General features: G+C 58.9%; 15 protein-coding genes. 8 read left to right on the top strand and 7 right to left on the bottom strand.

Annotated features, from left to right (window positions below; translation table 11 throughout):
- Positions 1-2: 2 nt before the first annotated feature.
- The 4 genes from ettA to BMY44_RS01185 all read left to right on the top strand — a co-directional run bounded on the left by ettA (position 3) and on the right by BMY44_RS01185 (position 2,829).
- On the top strand, positions 3-1,658 hold the full coding sequence (ettA, locus tag BMY44_RS01195; protein WP_089989271.1) for an energy-dependent translational throttle protein EttA: 1,656 nt from the start codon (positions 3-5) through the stop codon (positions 1,656-1,658).
- A gap of 158 nt (positions 1,659-1,816) precedes the next feature.
- Positions 1,817-1,987 carry a hypothetical protein gene (locus BMY44_RS18130; RefSeq protein WP_165611759.1) on the top strand — a complete coding sequence of 57 codons (171 nt, stop codon included), beginning with the start codon at positions 1,817-1,819 and terminating at the stop codon, positions 1,985-1,987.
- 185 nt (positions 1,988-2,172) lie between these two features.
- Complete coding sequence (locus BMY44_RS01190) at positions 2,173-2,379, top strand: cold-shock protein (RefSeq protein WP_089989269.1); 207 nt, start codon at positions 2,173-2,175, stop codon at positions 2,377-2,379.
- Between the two features lie 240 nt (positions 2,380-2,619).
- Complete coding sequence (locus BMY44_RS01185) at positions 2,620-2,829, top strand: cold-shock protein (RefSeq protein ID WP_055291916.1); 210 nt, start codon at positions 2,620-2,622, stop codon at positions 2,827-2,829.
- Between the two features lie 61 nt (positions 2,830-2,890).
- On the opposite strand, the gene BMY44_RS01180 is transcribed toward BMY44_RS01185, so the two are convergent.
- From BMY44_RS01180 to BMY44_RS01170, 3 genes are read right to left on the bottom strand one after another with little or no spacing between them, the layout of a single operon-like run.
- Positions 2,891-3,091 carry a dodecin family protein gene (locus tag BMY44_RS01180; RefSeq protein ID WP_089989266.1) on the bottom strand — a complete coding sequence of 67 codons (201 nt, stop codon included), beginning with the start codon at positions 3,089-3,091 and terminating at the stop codon, positions 2,891-2,893.
- Positions 3,092-3,128: 37 nt separating this feature from the next.
- Positions 3,129-3,713 carry an SOS response-associated peptidase gene (locus BMY44_RS01175; RefSeq protein ID WP_089989262.1) on the bottom strand — a complete coding sequence of 195 codons (585 nt, stop codon included), beginning with the start codon at positions 3,711-3,713 and terminating at the stop codon, positions 3,129-3,131.
- Between the two features lie 3 nt (positions 3,714-3,716).
- Entirely contained in the window at positions 3,717-4,403 is a 687-nt protein-coding gene (locus BMY44_RS01170; RefSeq protein WP_089989259.1) for an arylesterase, read from the bottom strand.
- On the opposite strand from BMY44_RS01170, the gene BMY44_RS01165 reads away from it, so the two are divergent.
- The 3 genes from BMY44_RS01165 to BMY44_RS01155 are packed head-to-tail and all read left to right on the top strand — an operon-like array spanning position 4,402 to position 8,125.
- Positions 4,402-5,082, top strand: coding sequence for an ABC transporter ATP-binding protein (locus tag BMY44_RS01165; RefSeq protein ID WP_089989257.1), 681 nt, complete (start codon positions 4,402-4,404; stop codon positions 5,080-5,082). The two genes, BMY44_RS01170 and BMY44_RS01165, sit on opposite strands and share 2 nt — an antisense overlap.
- On the top strand, positions 5,079-7,595 hold the full coding sequence (locus BMY44_RS01160) for an ABC transporter permease (protein ID WP_089989254.1): 2,517 nt from the start codon (positions 5,079-5,081) through the stop codon (positions 7,593-7,595). Before BMY44_RS01165 ends, BMY44_RS01160 begins: the two co-directional genes overlap by 4 nt.
- Entirely contained in the window at positions 7,592-8,125 is a 534-nt protein-coding gene (locus tag BMY44_RS01155; protein WP_089989252.1) for a gamma-glutamylcyclotransferase family protein, read from the top strand. Before BMY44_RS01160 ends, BMY44_RS01155 begins: the two co-directional genes overlap by 4 nt.
- Here the strand turns inward: BMY44_RS01155 and BMY44_RS01150 are convergent.
- From BMY44_RS01150 to BMY44_RS01135, 4 genes are all read right to left on the bottom strand, one after another.
- Positions 8,105-9,493, bottom strand: a complete 1,389-nt coding sequence (locus BMY44_RS01150) for an MATE family efflux transporter (RefSeq protein ID WP_089989250.1) — start codon at positions 9,491-9,493, stop codon at positions 8,105-8,107. The genes BMY44_RS01155 and BMY44_RS01150 overlap by 21 nt on opposite strands.
- Entirely contained in the window at positions 9,493-10,818 is a 1,326-nt protein-coding gene (gene gltX, locus BMY44_RS01145) for a glutamate--tRNA ligase (protein ID WP_089989247.1), read from the bottom strand. The genes BMY44_RS01150 and gltX overlap by 1 nt, the downstream gene beginning before the upstream one ends.
- A 48-nt stretch (positions 10,819-10,866) precedes the next feature.
- Positions 10,867-11,292: a DUF1801 domain-containing protein gene (locus tag BMY44_RS01140; protein ID WP_089989244.1), complete on the bottom strand. Its 426-nt coding sequence runs from the start codon at positions 11,290-11,292 to the stop codon at positions 10,867-10,869.
- A 64-nt stretch (positions 11,293-11,356) separates the two neighbouring features.
- Complete coding sequence (locus BMY44_RS01135) at positions 11,357-13,021, bottom strand: NAD+ synthase (RefSeq protein WP_089989242.1); 1,665 nt, start codon at positions 13,019-13,021, stop codon at positions 11,357-11,359.
- A 133-nt stretch (positions 13,022-13,154) separates the two neighbouring features.
- Here BMY44_RS01135 and BMY44_RS01130 point away from each other — a divergent pair, with 133 nt between their 5' ends.
- Positions 13,155-14,630 carry an MORN repeat-containing protein gene (locus BMY44_RS01130; protein ID WP_089989239.1) on the top strand — a complete coding sequence of 492 codons (1,476 nt, stop codon included), beginning with the start codon at positions 13,155-13,157 and terminating at the stop codon, positions 14,628-14,630.
- Positions 14,631-14,641: the final 11 nt, after the last annotated feature.

The raw sequence follows: 14,641 nt of genomic DNA, 5'->3' as shown, positions 1-14,641 counted from the left end.
CGATGGCCAGCTACCAATTCGTCTATTTCATGGACGGCGTGTCCAAAACCTATCCTGGCGGCAAAAAAGTCTTCGAAAACATCCGGCTGAATTTTCTGCCGGGCGTGAAAATCGGCGTTGTCGGCGTGAACGGCACCGGTAAATCGACGCTGATGCGGATCATGGCCGGACAGGACAAGGATTTTCAGGGCGAAGCCTGGGCCGCAGAAGGGGCAAAGGTCGGCTACCTGCCGCAGGAACCCGAACTCGACCCGAACTTGTCTGTGCGCGAAAACGTCATGCTTGGCGTGGCCGAAAAGAAGGCGGTACTGGATCGCTATAACGAACTGGCGATGAACTATTCCGACGAAACCGCCGACGAGATGGCGAAATTGCAGGATGAAATCGACGCACAGAACCTTTGGGATCTGGACGCGCAGATTGACGTCAGCATGGAAGCACTGCGCTGCCCCCCTGATGACGCAAACGTCGACACGCTCTCGGGCGGTGAAAAGCGGCGGGTCGCGCTTTGCAAACTGCTGCTCGAAGCGCCCGATATGCTGCTGCTTGACGAACCGACGAACCACCTGGACGCGGAAACCATCGCATGGCTGCAACAGCACTTGATGGATTACAAAGGTACGATCCTGATCGTCACGCACGACCGGTATTTCCTTGATGCAATTACAGGCTGGATTCTGGAACTCGACCGTGGGTCAGGCATTCCGCACGAAGGCAACTATTCCAGCTGGCTTGAGGCCAAGGCCAAACGCCTTGAAAAAGAAGCCAAGGAAGACAAATCCAAACAGCGCACGCTACAACGCGAACTGGAATGGATGCGGCAAGGCGCGAAAGCACGACAAGCCAAATCCAAGGCGCGGATCGCGGCCTACAATGATCTGGCCAACCAGTCCGAACGCGAAAAGCTTGGTCGCGCGCAGATCATCATCCCGAACGGGCCGCGCCTTGGGAACAAGGTAATCGAAGTTAACGGTCTGAAAAAGGCGATGGGTGACAAACTGCTGATCGAAGATCTTTCATTCGACCTCCCCCCCGGCGGGATCGTCGGGGTGATCGGGCCGAACGGTGCAGGTAAATCGACTCTGTTTTCGATGCTGACAGGGCAGACCCAACCGGACGAAGGTGCGGTCGAATACGGTGAGACGGTGGAATTGTCCTACGTCGACCAGTCGCGCGACGCGCTGAACGCGGATGCGACGGTCTGGGAAGAAATCACCGGCGGTGCCGAAATTATCGAACTGGGCGACGCGCAGATGAATTCCCGCGCCTACTGCTCTGCTTTCAACTTCAAGGGCGGCGACCAACAGAAAAAGGTTGGTCTGCTGTCGGGTGGTGAACGCAACCGTGTACACATGGCAAAGCTGCTGAAATCGGGTGGTAACGTTCTGCTGCTTGACGAACCGACGAACGATCTGGACGTCGAAACGCTGCGCGCGCTGGAAGATGCGCTTGTGGATTTCGCAGGCTGCGCGGTCGTGATCAGCCACGACCGTTTCTTCCTGGACCGGATTTGCACGCACATCCTCGCGTTCGAAGGCGACGCACATGTGGAATGGTTCCAGGGGAACTTCGAAGATTACGAGGAAGACAAGAAACGGCGGCTTGGCGCTGATGCGATGGAACCCAAGCGCATGAAGCACAAGAAATTCGTGCGCTAAAGCTGCAACTGAACTCTGATTAACTCTGCCTCGGCAAGCACTGTGCGGCCGGGGCAGTGTCACACTGCACAGAAAATACGCAATCATTGCGTAACAAACGCTTAACAATTGGAAGGTATGCTGCCTATCGTTATGGAAACAAAAAACAGGCAGTCACAATGGGTATCATTCTGAACAGCGCTTTCGTCGCCTTTTCGATCACGCTCTACCTTTTTTCGCTCGGTCTTTTTGGACTGCTAACCGCGCTGCTCTGTTATAGCGCCCTTGGCACACTGTTTGTTTTTGTCCATGCAGCCTTCGAACTGAAGCTGTCGCAAAAGGCGCGTTGATCGGCGAAGAATCGCATTTTCGCCCAAAAACCCTTGCATTTCGATACATAAGGCCCCACATCCGGGTTGCTAACGTTATCCATTTCGACACTCTGTTTTCCTTTTCTAGGCTACAGCGCTCGACTTTGCACTGACTACGCCAAACCGCCGCAATCCTGCGGGCGGCCCAAAAAAGGAAATACACGATGGCTAATGGCACCGTGAAATGGTTCAATACAACAAAAGGCTACGGCTTTATCGCGCCTGAAGGCGGCGCAAAAGACGTGTTCGTACACATCTCTGCAGTCGAACGTTCCGGCCTGACCGGTCTGGCTGATAATCAGGCAGTTACATTCGATATCGAAAACGGCCGTGACGGTCGTGAGTCGGCGATCAACATCGCATTGGCATAATATTTGCCTGAAAACAGGGACGCGCGGACTGCCGCGCCTCCCGATCCGGCGCTAAGCCGCTGATGCCCCTAAAGTTTCCGAAATTCCTTTTCATTCTCAAAAACGCGGCGCATAATTAGTGACGCTACGTTACCTCTATCGACCACTGCCCCTTCACTTTTGACGGCCCAGTCTCTCGATCAAGCACTGACGAGCCGGCCCACTGCATTTCGCGAGCGGGATAATTGAATGGAGGCGCATTTGGCTTCAGGAACAGTGAAATGGTTCAACACCACAAAAGGATATGGCTTCATTGCCCCGGATGGCGGCAGCAAAGACGTATTCGTTCATATTTCAGCAGTTGAGCGTTCAGGTCTGACCGGCCTCAAGGATGACCAGAAGGTCAACTTTGATATCGAAGCAGGTCGCGACGGACGCGAAAGCGCGGTCAATCTGACCCTCGCCGACTAGGCTGAACACGCACCATCTGGAAAAGGCACCCGACAAAAGCGGGTGCCTTTTTTCGTTCAGATCAATCCAGAACGAAGGTCACACGCATCACCACGCGATACTCGTCGACCTTCCCGTCCTTCACGGTCACCTTCTGATCCGCGACCCAGGCACCGGTGATGCCCTTGAGCGTCTTGGACGCCCGCGCGATCCCGTTTTCGACAGCGTCATCAAAGGATTTCGATGAAGATGAAATAATCTCTGTAACTTTTGCAACAGACATGTGTGTCTCCCATTGAGTTGAATGGGATCATCTTACGCTAAGGCGCGGTCCAGTCCACATCTGTCGCAGGGGTCACCGATAAGCGGCCATCAGGATAAGGCACCATCAAGTCTGCGGCGGCATTCTGATCGTCGCCTAACCATACTGAAACATCTTCCCTTTTCAGGATCACGCCCATGCGATGATGAATGTCGCGCACATCCGCCGACGGCGCGCAGGTCAGGGTCGCAACCTGCGCGACTTCGGTTCCGCCAGGTGCCTGCCAAATATCGTAAACGGCTGCGAAATGCAGCACGCCGCCGTCCTTCGGCCGTATCGCCCAAGCCGTCTTACGCCGCTTCTCACCGGTCCATTCATACCATCCCTCGACAGGGACGACGGCGCGGCGCAGCCCTTCGAACGCCGATTTGGTGTAAAGCGTTTCGGAGCGCACATTGATGATCGTTTCAAGCACTGGCCGTCCACGTGCATTTGTGCGCCCCACAGGAATCATACCCCAGCGCATCAGGCGCATCTCTTTGGCAGTCTGCACCCAGACGTCCTCACCGGGCGCAATGTTCGCACGAGGCTGCGTATCAAGGCCTAGAAGGTCGGGGCGCGTCAAAAAGAACCGCCCCGGCATGGCTTAGCGTCCCGCCTGTTGCGCCAGTTGCAGCACCGAGGGTCCCATGGCTTCCACGATCAACCGCACGCCTTCAGCGTTCGGATGCAGACCGTCACGCTGCAGAAATTCGGCGAACCCGTCTTCCATCCCGGACACAGCAAGCAAGCCCGCAAACCACCTACTGTAAAGCGGTACGTCGTAAGTTTCAGCCAAATCGGGATACATGCTGTCGAATTCTTCCTTGTAGTCAGCGCCGTAGTTCGCACCGGCGACCAGCCCGACCAACAGGACATCCACATCGCGGGACTGCGCCTTGTCCAGAATAGCGGCAAGGTTGGCCCGTGACACAGCCGGATCAATCCCGCGCAGATAGTCGTTGCCACCAAGGGCCACGATCATCGCGTCGACATCTTCAGTCAGGGTCCAGTCCGTGCGCAACAACCCGCCAGCGGTCGTATCACCGGACACACCCGCATTGACCAGCTTTACATCGGCCCCCTGCGCATCCAGCCACGCTTGCATCTGCGGCACGAAGCCGTCTGCAGTATCCAACCCATAGCCCGCCGTCAGACTGTCACCCAGTGCCGCAATAGTCACGGTTTCGGCCTGCACAACACCTGCAGACAAAACGATCATCATCGTCAGGTTGCGAATATTAATGAATGCACCATATCCAAAGGCAACAAACCGCGCAAAGGCACGCTTCATGACGGCACTCTCCCTTTCCAACGTTTCACTGTCGCTGCAAGGCAATGCAGGGCCTGTGGATATTCTGCACGACATCACGCTGGATGTCGCAGATGGCGAGACATTGGGCCTGATCGGGCCAAGTGGGTCGGGCAAGTCATCGCTCCTTATGTTGATGGGCGGGCTGGAACAGGCCAGCGCGGGTACGATCTTCGCAGCGGGGCAAGACCTGACCAAGATGAACGAAGATCAGCTTGCCCGCTTTCGTAGAGACAATATGGGGGTGGTGTTCCAATCTTTCCACCTGATCCCGACAATGACTGCGCTGGAAAACGTGGCGACGCCGCTTGAACTTGCCGGGGTGAAGGACGCATTCGCCCGCGCGGAACAGGAACTGACGGCCGTCGGGCTGACCGACCGGATCGACCACTATCCATCGCAAATGTCGGGTGGCGAACAGCAACGCGTGGCCTTGGCCCGTGCGTCGGCCCCGCGCCCGAAAATTCTGCTGGCTGACGAACCAACTGGCAACCTTGATGCCACGAACGGCAATGCCATCATGGACCTGCTCTTTGATCTGCGTGACCGGCACGGCGCGACACTTGTGATGGTGACGCACAGCCACGAACTCGCCCGCCGCTGCGACCGGATCGTGCGATTGCGCGACGGGCAGATCGACACCACAAAGGCCGCCGCATGAGCCTGCGCCTAGCCTGGACCTTTGCGCGGCGCGAATTGCGGGGCGGCTTGCGCGGTTTCCGCGTGTTCCTGGCCTGCCTTGCCCTTGGCGTCGCTGCGATTGCTGCTGTCGGCACCGTGCGCGCAGGCATTTCAGCGGGGCTGCAGGAACAGGGGGCCGCGCTGCTGGGTGGCGATGCGGAAGCAACGCTGACCTATCGTTTCGCCAATGATGCCGAACGCGCGTATCTTGAAAGTATCGCCGATAGGATCAGCGAAACCGTCGATTTCCGCTCCATGGTCGTGGTGGGCGACGAACGCGGGCTGACGCAGGTGCGGGCCGTCGATGACAACTATCCGCTTGTCGGCAACGTGACACTCGACCCGCCAATCACGCTGGACGAAGCCCTGGCAGGCACGCCCGATCTGCCCGGCGGGGTGATGGAGAGGGTGCTTGCAGACCGGCTTGGCCTTGCCGTGGGCGACACGTTCAAACTTGGCACGCAGGAATTCGTCTTCTCCGCGATCCTGACGCGCTATCCCGATAACGCCGCCGCAGGCTTTGGCCTCGGTCCCCGCTCGTTGGTATTGACCCAAGACCTCGCCGACTCCGGACTGATCACCGAAGGCACGTTGTTTGATACGCAGTATCGCATTGATTTGCCCGACGGGGCCGACCTTGCAGCGCTTGAGGAAACGGTCAAGGCGCAGTTCCAAAATAACGGTTTGCGCTGGCGTGACAGTCGGCGCGGGGCTGGTGGCACGGCGACTTTTGTCGACCGGATCGGTGCGTTTCTGATCCTTGTCGGATTGTCCGGCCTCGCGGTCGGCGGTGTCGGGGTCAGTGCGGCGGTCCGCGCTTATCTGGCCGGCAAGACCGGCGTAATCGCCACGCTCAAGACACTTGGTGCTGACCGGCGCACGATTTTTCTGACCTACTTCCTGCAAGTTGGCGTGCTGACCCTGGTCGGGGTGGCGATTGGTGTGATCCTTGGCGGCGGTATCCCCATGATACTGGCCCCCGTGATCGAAGCCTCGCTGCCGGTGCCCGCCAATTTCACATTCAACCCGGCCCCCTTGGGCGAAGCGGCAGTCTATGGCATCCTTGCGGCGCTGATCTTTACGCTCTGGCCGCTTGCGCGGACAGAAGACATCAAGGCCGCCACCCTGTTCCGCGACGCGCTCGACACCGGACATACTATACCGCGCGGGCCGTTCCTGATGGTCACGGCCCTGCTTGTCGGCGCGCTGCTTGGCGCAGCGATCCTGTTCTCCGGCACCGCCTTCCTGACGCTCTGGACCGCTGGCGGAATCGCGGGGGCGCTCGGACTTCTTGTGGTGGCCGCACTGGTCATCCGCTTTATCGCACGACGCCTGCGCAAACCGACGCGCGGGCGACCCGCCCTGCGGCTCGCATTCGGTGCCATTGGTGCACGTGGCGGGGAAAGCACCTCTGTCGTGCTCTCGCTTGGCCTTGGCCTATCAGTGTTGGCTGCCGTCGGACAGATCGATGGCAACCTACGTGCAGCCTTTGACAGCGAACTGCCCGATGTAGCCCCCAGCTACTTTTTCGTTGACATCCAGCCCGACCAGATCGACGGGTTCCGCAAACGGCTGTTGAATGACCCGCTGGTGGAAAACGTGGAATCCGCGCCGATGCTGCGCGGGATCATCACCACGATCAACGACCAGCCCGCGTCTGACTATGCAAACGGCCATTGGGTCGTCGAAGGCGACCGCGGGGTGACCTATGACGGCCCCATGCCGGAGGGTACGGAAATTGTCGCCGGCGAATGGTGGCCCGAGGACTACAATGGCCCGCCCCTGATCAGCTTTTCCGCCGAGGAAGCGCTGGAAATGGGGCTGCAGATCGGTGACGAGATGACCATAAACATCCTCGGGCGCGACATCACTGGCACCGTAGCGAACTTTCGTAATGTCAGTTGGGAAGACGCAGGAATCGGCTTTGTACTGTCCATGAACGAAGGCGCACTTGCCGGCGCACCGCACAGCTGGATCAGCACTGTCTACTCGGAAGAACAAGCAGAAGCGCAAATCCTGCGTGACATTGCGACCGCCTATCCCAACATCACAGCGATCCGTATCCGCGATGCGATTGCCCAGGTCAGCACGCTGGTCGAAGGCATCGCCGCTGCCACACGCTACGGGGCGCTCGCGACGCTGCTGACTGGCTTCTTGGTGCTGATCGGCGCAGCGGCAGCAGGGGAACGCGCCCGCACATTCGAAGCAGCAGTGCTGAAAACCATCGGAGCAACACGGCAGCGGATCATGGTCAGCTTCGCGTTGCGCTCTGCCCTGCTCGGGCTTGCTGCAGGGGTTGTCGCGCTGGGTGCGGGGATTTTGGGCGGCTGGGCGGTCCAGACCTTCATCATGGAAAACGACTATCGGATTATCTGGTCGAACGCGCTGGCGATCATCGGCGGAGGGGTGTTGGTATCCCTGCTGGCAGGGCTGGCGTTTGCGGCGCGCCCATTGGCGGCGCGGCCTGCCCAAGTGCTGCGGGCAAAGGAATGACACCGTCCTTCTTCGGCTACGGCAGCCTCGTGAACCTCGCGACGCACAACTATCCGAATGTCCGCAAGGCGACACTGACCGGTTGGCGGCGGGTCTGGTGCCACGCAAACACGCGACCGGTGGCGTTCCTGTCGGTGCATCGCGCAATGGGGGCAATCGACGGGATTATCGCCGATGTGCCTGACGCCGACTGGACCGCGCTTGACCTGCGCGAACACGCGTACCTGCGGCAGGACGTTTCTGACGTGCTAGGCGGCACCACCGCGATCTATCAGGCCAACCCGGCCAAGATTTCGCCACCGTCCGCAGGACATCCAATCCTGCTTAGCTACCTTGATGTGGTCGTGCAGGGATTTCGCACCCAATATGGCGAAGACGGGGTGGCTGCGTTTTTTGAGAGTACCGATGGCTGGGGACCGATCCGGAACGACCGGTCAGACCCCTATTATCCGCGCTTCCAAAATGTCGCTGCAGTTGACCGCGCGCTTGTGGATCACCACCTCGCGCAGCTATCGGCGCAAGTGAAATAGGCGGTGCAATCGGCCTTGCCGGGCGAATGCATCTTCCTGCGGCACCTCGGCCTTGGCCATCACACGCACAGCAAGCACATAGGCGATGATGGCAAAAACCAGCCCGCCTGCATATTGGCCCACCAGAACGCCCGCAGCCCCGAACCAGGCTGAGCCGACCATGACAAACGGGATCGTACCCAACGTATGCCTGCCCCAGTTCACCCATGTCGAATAGTACGGGTGGTTCAGATTATTGAAGGCCGCGTTACCGACAAAAATGATACCGTTGAAAAAGAAGGCCAGCGACAGTGGTCCCGCGAACAGAAAGACAAGCGTGCGCGCATCGCCTTCCAGTTTGAACAGGAACGCCCATAGGGGACGCGCCAGAAACAGCAGAATTGAAACGGTGACAATCACGATAGCCACAAAGACCAGCCCATCCCGAAATGCGCGGCGCACACGGACGAAATCACCCGCGCCCGCGTTCTGGCCGATGATTGGCCCGATTGCGCCCGAAAGCGCAAAGATAATCCCGAAGGCGATCGGTGTCAGCCGCCCGACAATGGCCATGCCCGCGACTGCATCTTCGCCAAACTGCGACATGGCGCGGGTGACATAGGCCTGCCCGATAGGCGTGGCGAGCTGCGTCAGAATGGCAGGCACGGCAATCGCCGCGATCGGGCGCGCATCCGGCAGCATGTTGGCTGCCGTGGGCCTGTCAAATCCGCCATAAAAACGGATCAGCGGACGCAGCGCGACTGCAGCAATCGTCAGTCGCGCGGCGACAGAGGCTAGCGCGGCACCAGTCAGATCGAGGTCCAACCCGAAGATCAGGATCGGATCAAGCACGGCGTTCACGACCCCACCCCAGATTGTTGCCATCATCGCGCGGCGCGCATCGCCATGGGCACGCAAGATCGCGCCACCGATCATCCCGACCATCAGAAACGGCAATGATGGCACGATGATCTGCAGATAGCCGACCGCAAGGCTCAGCGTTTCATCCTGCGCCCCCATCAGTGCGACGAAAGACGCGAGGTTCAGCCAAACGACAAGCGCAAAAAGCGCTCCGAAGATCACACCGAACAGCAGGGCATTGGTAGATCGCCGCCGGGCCAGCGCCAAATCGCCGGCACCCAACGACCGCGCAACAAGGGCACCGGCGGCAATTGCCATACCGATCCCGAAGGACGTCGTGAAAAACAAGATCGCCCCGGCATAACCGATTGCGGCGGCAAGCTCGGCCTGCCCCAACAAAGAGATAAAGATCATGTCGACGAAATCGACGATGAAAACCGCCATCAGACCGACCGACGCAGTCAGAGACATGACCGTGATGTGCCTGAACAGGCTGCCTTGCAGGAATTTGGCCTGCGCGTCCGCCACTACGCCAAGGTCGGCTTGGTCTGAAGCAGCGGCATCACATCCGCCATTTCCGGCCCGCGCTCACGGCCCGTAACGGCCTTGCGCAGCGGCATGAACAAGGCTTTGCCTTTGCGGCCAGTGGCCTCTTTCACGGCGGTGGTCCATTCCGACCAGGTTTGCGCGGTGTACGGTGGCGACGGCAACATCTCAAAAGCCGCCGCGATAAAGTCGCGGTCGTCATCTTCGACAATCGGCGTCGCGCCATCACGGAACAAGGCCCACCAGACCGCGACGTCTTCCAGTTTCGCGATATTGTCGCGCACAACATGCCAGAAAGGCGCACGCAAATCTTCGGGTATCTCTGCCAGCACGCCGGCCACGGTGTCATCGTCGGCCTCCAGACGCGCCAAATGACGCGCCGTCAGAGGCCACAAATCATCGGCATCGAATTTCGTAGGGGCTGACCCGAACTTTGACAGATCAAAACCAGCGACCACTTCAGAAATGCCGCTGCGCAGTTCCACAGGGTCCGATGACCCCAGACGCGCCATCAGCGACATCACGGCCTCTGCGGCAATCCCCTGCGCGCGCAAATCGCGCAAGGACAACGTGCCCAGACGCTTGGACAAAGCCTCGCCCTGCGGACCTGTCAGAAGCGAGTGATGGGCAAAATTCGGCACGTCACCGCCAAGGGCCGCAATGATCTGGATCTGCGTTGCAGTATTGGTCACATGGTCGGACCCGCGCACGATATCGGTAACACCCATCTCGACGTCATCAACGACAGAGGCCAGCGTATAAAGGATCTGACCGTCATTCTTGAACAGCACAGGATCGGACACAGAGGCCGCATCAATCGAAATATCCCCAATGATGCCGTCGGCCCATTCGATGCGTTCGTGATCAAGTTTGAACCGCCAGTGAGACCCGCCACGCTCTGCACGCAAATGGTTCTTCTCGGCCTCTGACAAGTCAAGGGCCGCGCGATCATAGACCGGCGGCTTGCCCATGTTGAGCTGCTTCTTGCGCTTCAAATCCAGCTCGGTCGGGGTTTCGAAACACTCGTAAAGGCGACCCATCTCGATAAGGCGCTGTTTGGCTTCACCATAGCGAGCCAACCGCTTGGACTGGTACTCCATACGGTCCCAGGTAATGCCAAGCCACGTCAGGTCTTCCTGAATGCCACGGATATATTCCTCTTTTGACCGCTCCTGATCGGTATCGTCGATACGCAGAATGAAAGTGCCGCCCGCCTGCCGTGCGATAGCATAATTGAATAGCGCGGCACGCAGGTTGCCGATGTGCAGCCAACCGGTTGGCGATGGGGCGAAACGAGTCGTGGTCATGGGGCGGTCTCCTGTTGCGGGCCATTGACCACGCGCGCAGGCATTTGTCTAGGTCGGGGTCACCGGCCAGCGGGTACTGAGGTCAGCAACACCGGCCTTGATGATCTCCTCCACCACGTCCAGATCAACATCCGCCAGCTTGTTAATGTAAAGACAGGCTTTCCCCAACTTGTACTTGCCAAGACGTTCCAGAATATGCCCGAAATCCTGATAGCCGGGCATGATGTACAGCACAAGATTGGCCTTGCGCGGGCTGAACCCCGTCGCCTGGCAATCGCCTTCCCGTCCACTGTCATAGACATAATGATAAGACCCGTAACCGATGATTGTCGGACCAAACATGCGTGGCTGCCACCCAGTCGCTTTCCGAAATAGCGTATCCAATGTCTGCGCGTCGGCCCGCCGAACGGGATGATCGATCGCGGCAATGAAATCAGCAACGGATGTATCGGTAAATTGTGTCTTGTTCATCATCTTGCCCCAAAAACTCTCGCCGAAGGCCGTGGGACGGGGGTGGGGCGTCTTCGTCAGACGCGCGTCAACTCTCGTCCCGCCACCGATTCACGATTGGATAGCGGCGGTCCAGCCAGAATGCCCGGTCAGACAACCGTGTGCCCGGCGCGGACTGGAATCGCTTGTACTCACTAATATACACCAAATTCTCGACCCGTTTGACAGTTTCGCGATCATACCCCATCGCAACACATTCCGCGACCGACGCCTCGCGATCGACCAGCATTTCAAGGATACCGTCCAACACATCGTATGGTGGCAGGGAATCCGCGTCCTTCTGATCCGGCTTCAACTCGGCAGACGGTGGCTTATCAATGATCGACACAGGAATGACCTCGCCCGCCGGGGCCTTCATCCAGGGGCGATGATTGGCATTGCGCCAGCGGCAGGTGGCAAAAACGCGGGTCTTGTACATATCCTTGATCGGGTTGTAACCGCCTGACATATCGCCATAAATCGTCGCATAGCCGACCGCGACCTCGGACTTGTTGCCGGTTGTCAGCAGCATCTCGCCAAATTTGTTGGACTGGGCCATCAACAACAATCCGCGCAGGCGCGACTGGATGTTCTCCTCGGTCAACCCTTCGTCCAGCCCTTCAAACAAGGGGGCCAGCGCCTCGGTCACTGCGGCCCGCGGACCGGCAATGGACACGGTGTCATAACGACATCCCAAGGCATCCACGACCGCTTGCGCGTCATCAAGCGAGGCTTGCGAGGTATATTCCGACGGCAGCATGACGCAGCGGACATTCTCGGGACCCAGCGCATCAGCGGCGATGGTCGCGACGATTGCACTATCGATTCCGCCGGACAGGCCCAGCAATACCTTCGTAAAACCGGTTTTGCGCATGTAATCGCGCAGGCTTTCGACCATAGCGCGATAGTCCTGCTCAAGCGTTTCGGGGGGAACGGCCTTTTGCCCGTCAAGCGCGTACCAGCCGTCATCACCTTGCGCGAAATCGACATGCACGATGGCTTCGTCGAAAAACGGCAGCTGCACGGCCAGTGCACCACCCCGGTTCAGCACGAAAGAACCGCCATCAAACATCTGGTCATCCTGGCCGCCAACCATGTTCAGATAGACCAGTGGTACGTTATTCTCGATCACGCGAGCGACCATGTTATTCATGCGGATCGGAAATTTCTCACGAAAATATGGCGACCCGTTGGGCACAAGCAACGCTTCTGCACCGCTTTCGACCATGGCCTCGCAAACATCGGGATACCATGCGTCCTCGCAGATCGGAGCTCCCAGTCGAGGGCCTTCGTTACCAGTGGAAAACGGCCCAGAAATGTCGCCACGGTTGAACAGGCGCACTTCGTCGAAGACGGTAAAGTTTGGCAGGAAAAACTTGTCCATGCGGGCATGGATTGCCCCGCCCTTGAGGACGAAATAGGAATTGTGCAGGCGTTCGCCATTCAGAAACGGCCCGCCAATTGACAGCATCGGCCCATCCGCACAATCCAGCGCAAGGGTCTGGATTGCGGCCAGCGCATCAGAGATGAACTGGCGACGGCGGATCAGATCCTGCGTCTGATAGCCGGTGATGAACATCTCGGGCAGCGCGACAAGGTCGGCCCCTGCCGCCTTGCCCGCGGCCCAGGCGTCACGCGCCTTGGCGGCATTGCCAGCAAGATCACCGACAGTCGGGTTCAGCTGTGCCATTGTCAGGCGGAAAGTGTTGCTCATCGTCCATCCTCGCAGATCCCAATGTGATGTAGCAGACTGACGCCCAAGGGAAAGCCGATAGCATCACGATGAAGCGTTGTCAGATGCAGACCGCTGCTTTAGTCTGCCCTCCGAGGACATATCGGGGACAAACATGACACGAAAAGCATGGCCCACCGGATTGGCAGGCGCAGTATTGGCTATCGGGTTGGCAACAGGGGTTGCCGGACAAACGGTCGAAACAAAGCAGTACGATGATGGCGGTGTCTACGAAGGCACGTTCCTGAACGGCAAACAGCATGGCCAGGGCACCTATCGGCTGCCAAATGGATACGAATACACAGGCGAATGGGTCGAAGGCGAGATTCGCGGGCAAGGCACCGCACGCTTCCCCAACGGCTCGATCTACGAAGGCACATTTGCCGCAGGCAAACCCGACGGCACCGGCAAGATCACCTTCGCTGACGGTGGCACCTACGAAGGCGACTGGTCCGATGGCAACATCACCGGACGCGGCGTCGCCAACTACGCGAATGGCGTGATCTACGAAGGCGAATTCCGCAATGCGATGCACCACGGCACCGGCACGATGCGCAGCCCCGGAGGCTATGTCTACGAAGGTCCATGGATCAACGGCGTCAAGGAAGGCGAAGGGCAGATCACCTACCCCGATGGTGCGGTCTATGTCGGCAACCTGCGCAACGGCGAACGCGACGGAGAAGGTACGCTGACCATGCCCGACGGGCTGGTCTACAGCGGGACCTGGGTCGATGGCCAGATTCAGGGTCAGGGCAGGTTGGAACAGCCCAACGGCGACGTCTTCGAAGGCGAACTTGTCGCCGGACGACGCGAAGGCACAGGGACTGTGACCTATGCCAATGGCGACACCTATATCGGCGGTTTTCAAGACGATAAACGCCACGGACAGGGCGTGTTCCGTGGCACCGACGGCTATGTCTATGACGGCGCGTGGGTCAACGGGCAAATCGAAGGCGAAGGCAGTGTGACCTATCCTGACGGTTCGGTCTACACCGGTACATTCGCGGCTGACCTCGCCAACGGCACTGGCAAGATCGTTTATCCGGACGGGTCATCCTACGAAGGTGACTGGGAAAACGGTGTGATCAACGGCACCGGCGTGGCCACCTATGCTAACGGCCTTGTGTATGAAGGTGAATTCCTGAACGCCAAGAACCACGGCACAGGCAAGATGACCTACGCTGATGGGTATACCTATGTCGGTGAATGGGCAGACGGGCAACGCAACGGCCAAGGCGTCGCAACCTACGCAGACGGTACGGTCTATGAAGGCGGGTTCAAGGACGGCCAACGCTCCGGCACCGGCACGATCACCCTGCCTGACGGGTTTAGCTATGCGGGTCAGTGGGAAGATGGCGAGATGTCGGGCGTAGGGGTTGCCACCTACGCCAACGGCGACGTCTACGAAGGCAGCTTTGTGCGCGGACGCCGGCAGGGACCGGGCACCATGCGCTATGCCACCGGGCAAGAGGCAACAGGCGAATGGGCTGATGGGGCCCTGCTTAGCTCTGACAGCGAAGTTGCGGATGATACGGAAGAAGCACAGCCCGAAACACCCGCAGACGACAGCGAAAGCGGTGACAGCAACTAAGGTCGCTTGCG

The organism is Cognatiyoonia koreensis, from assembly GCF_900109295.1.
GTDB lineage: Bacteria > Pseudomonadota > Alphaproteobacteria > Rhodobacterales > Rhodobacteraceae > Cognatiyoonia > Cognatiyoonia koreensis.
This window is presented reverse-complemented; position numbering and strand designations above follow the sequence as displayed.

What these genes read in the sequence shown, in the direction of transcription:
- ettA (WP_089989271.1), top strand. Translation starts at nt 3, where the DNA reads ATGGCCAGCTACCAATTCGTCTATTTCATGGACGGCGTGTCCAAAACC.
- BMY44_RS18130 (WP_165611759.1), top strand. Translation starts at nt 1,817, where the DNA reads ATGGGTATCATTCTGAACAGCGCTTTCGTCGCCTTTTCGATCACGCTC.
- BMY44_RS01190 (WP_089989269.1), top strand. Translation starts at nt 2,173, where the DNA reads ATGGCTAATGGCACCGTGAAATGGTTCAATACAACAAAAGGCTACGGC.
- BMY44_RS01180 (WP_089989266.1), bottom strand. Translation starts at nt 3,091, where the DNA reads ATGTCTGTTGCAAAAGTTACAGAGATTATTTCATCTTCATCGAAATCC.
- BMY44_RS01175 (WP_089989262.1), bottom strand. Translation starts at nt 3,713, where the DNA reads ATGCCGGGGCGGTTCTTTTTGACGCGCCCCGACCTTCTAGGCCTTGAT.
- BMY44_RS01165 (WP_089989257.1), top strand. Translation starts at nt 4,402, where the DNA reads ATGACGGCACTCTCCCTTTCCAACGTTTCACTGTCGCTGCAAGGCAAT.
- BMY44_RS01170 (WP_089989259.1), bottom strand. Translation starts at nt 4,403, where the DNA reads ATGAAGCGTGCCTTTGCGCGGTTTGTTGCCTTTGGATATGGTGCATTC.
- BMY44_RS01160 (WP_089989254.1), top strand. Translation starts at nt 5,079, where the DNA reads ATGAGCCTGCGCCTAGCCTGGACCTTTGCGCGGCGCGAATTGCGGGGC.
- BMY44_RS01155 (WP_089989252.1), top strand. Translation starts at nt 7,592, where the DNA reads ATGACACCGTCCTTCTTCGGCTACGGCAGCCTCGTGAACCTCGCGACG.
- gltX (WP_089989247.1), bottom strand. Translation starts at nt 10,818, where the DNA reads ATGACCACGACTCGTTTCGCCCCATCGCCAACCGGTTGGCTGCACATC.
- BMY44_RS01140 (WP_089989244.1), bottom strand. Translation starts at nt 11,292, where the DNA reads ATGATGAACAAGACACAATTTACCGATACATCCGTTGCTGATTTCATT.
- BMY44_RS01135 (WP_089989242.1), bottom strand. Translation starts at nt 13,021, where the DNA reads ATGAGCAACACTTTCCGCCTGACAATGGCACAGCTGAACCCGACTGTC.
- BMY44_RS01130 (WP_089989239.1), top strand. Translation starts at nt 13,155, where the DNA reads ATGACACGAAAAGCATGGCCCACCGGATTGGCAGGCGCAGTATTGGCT.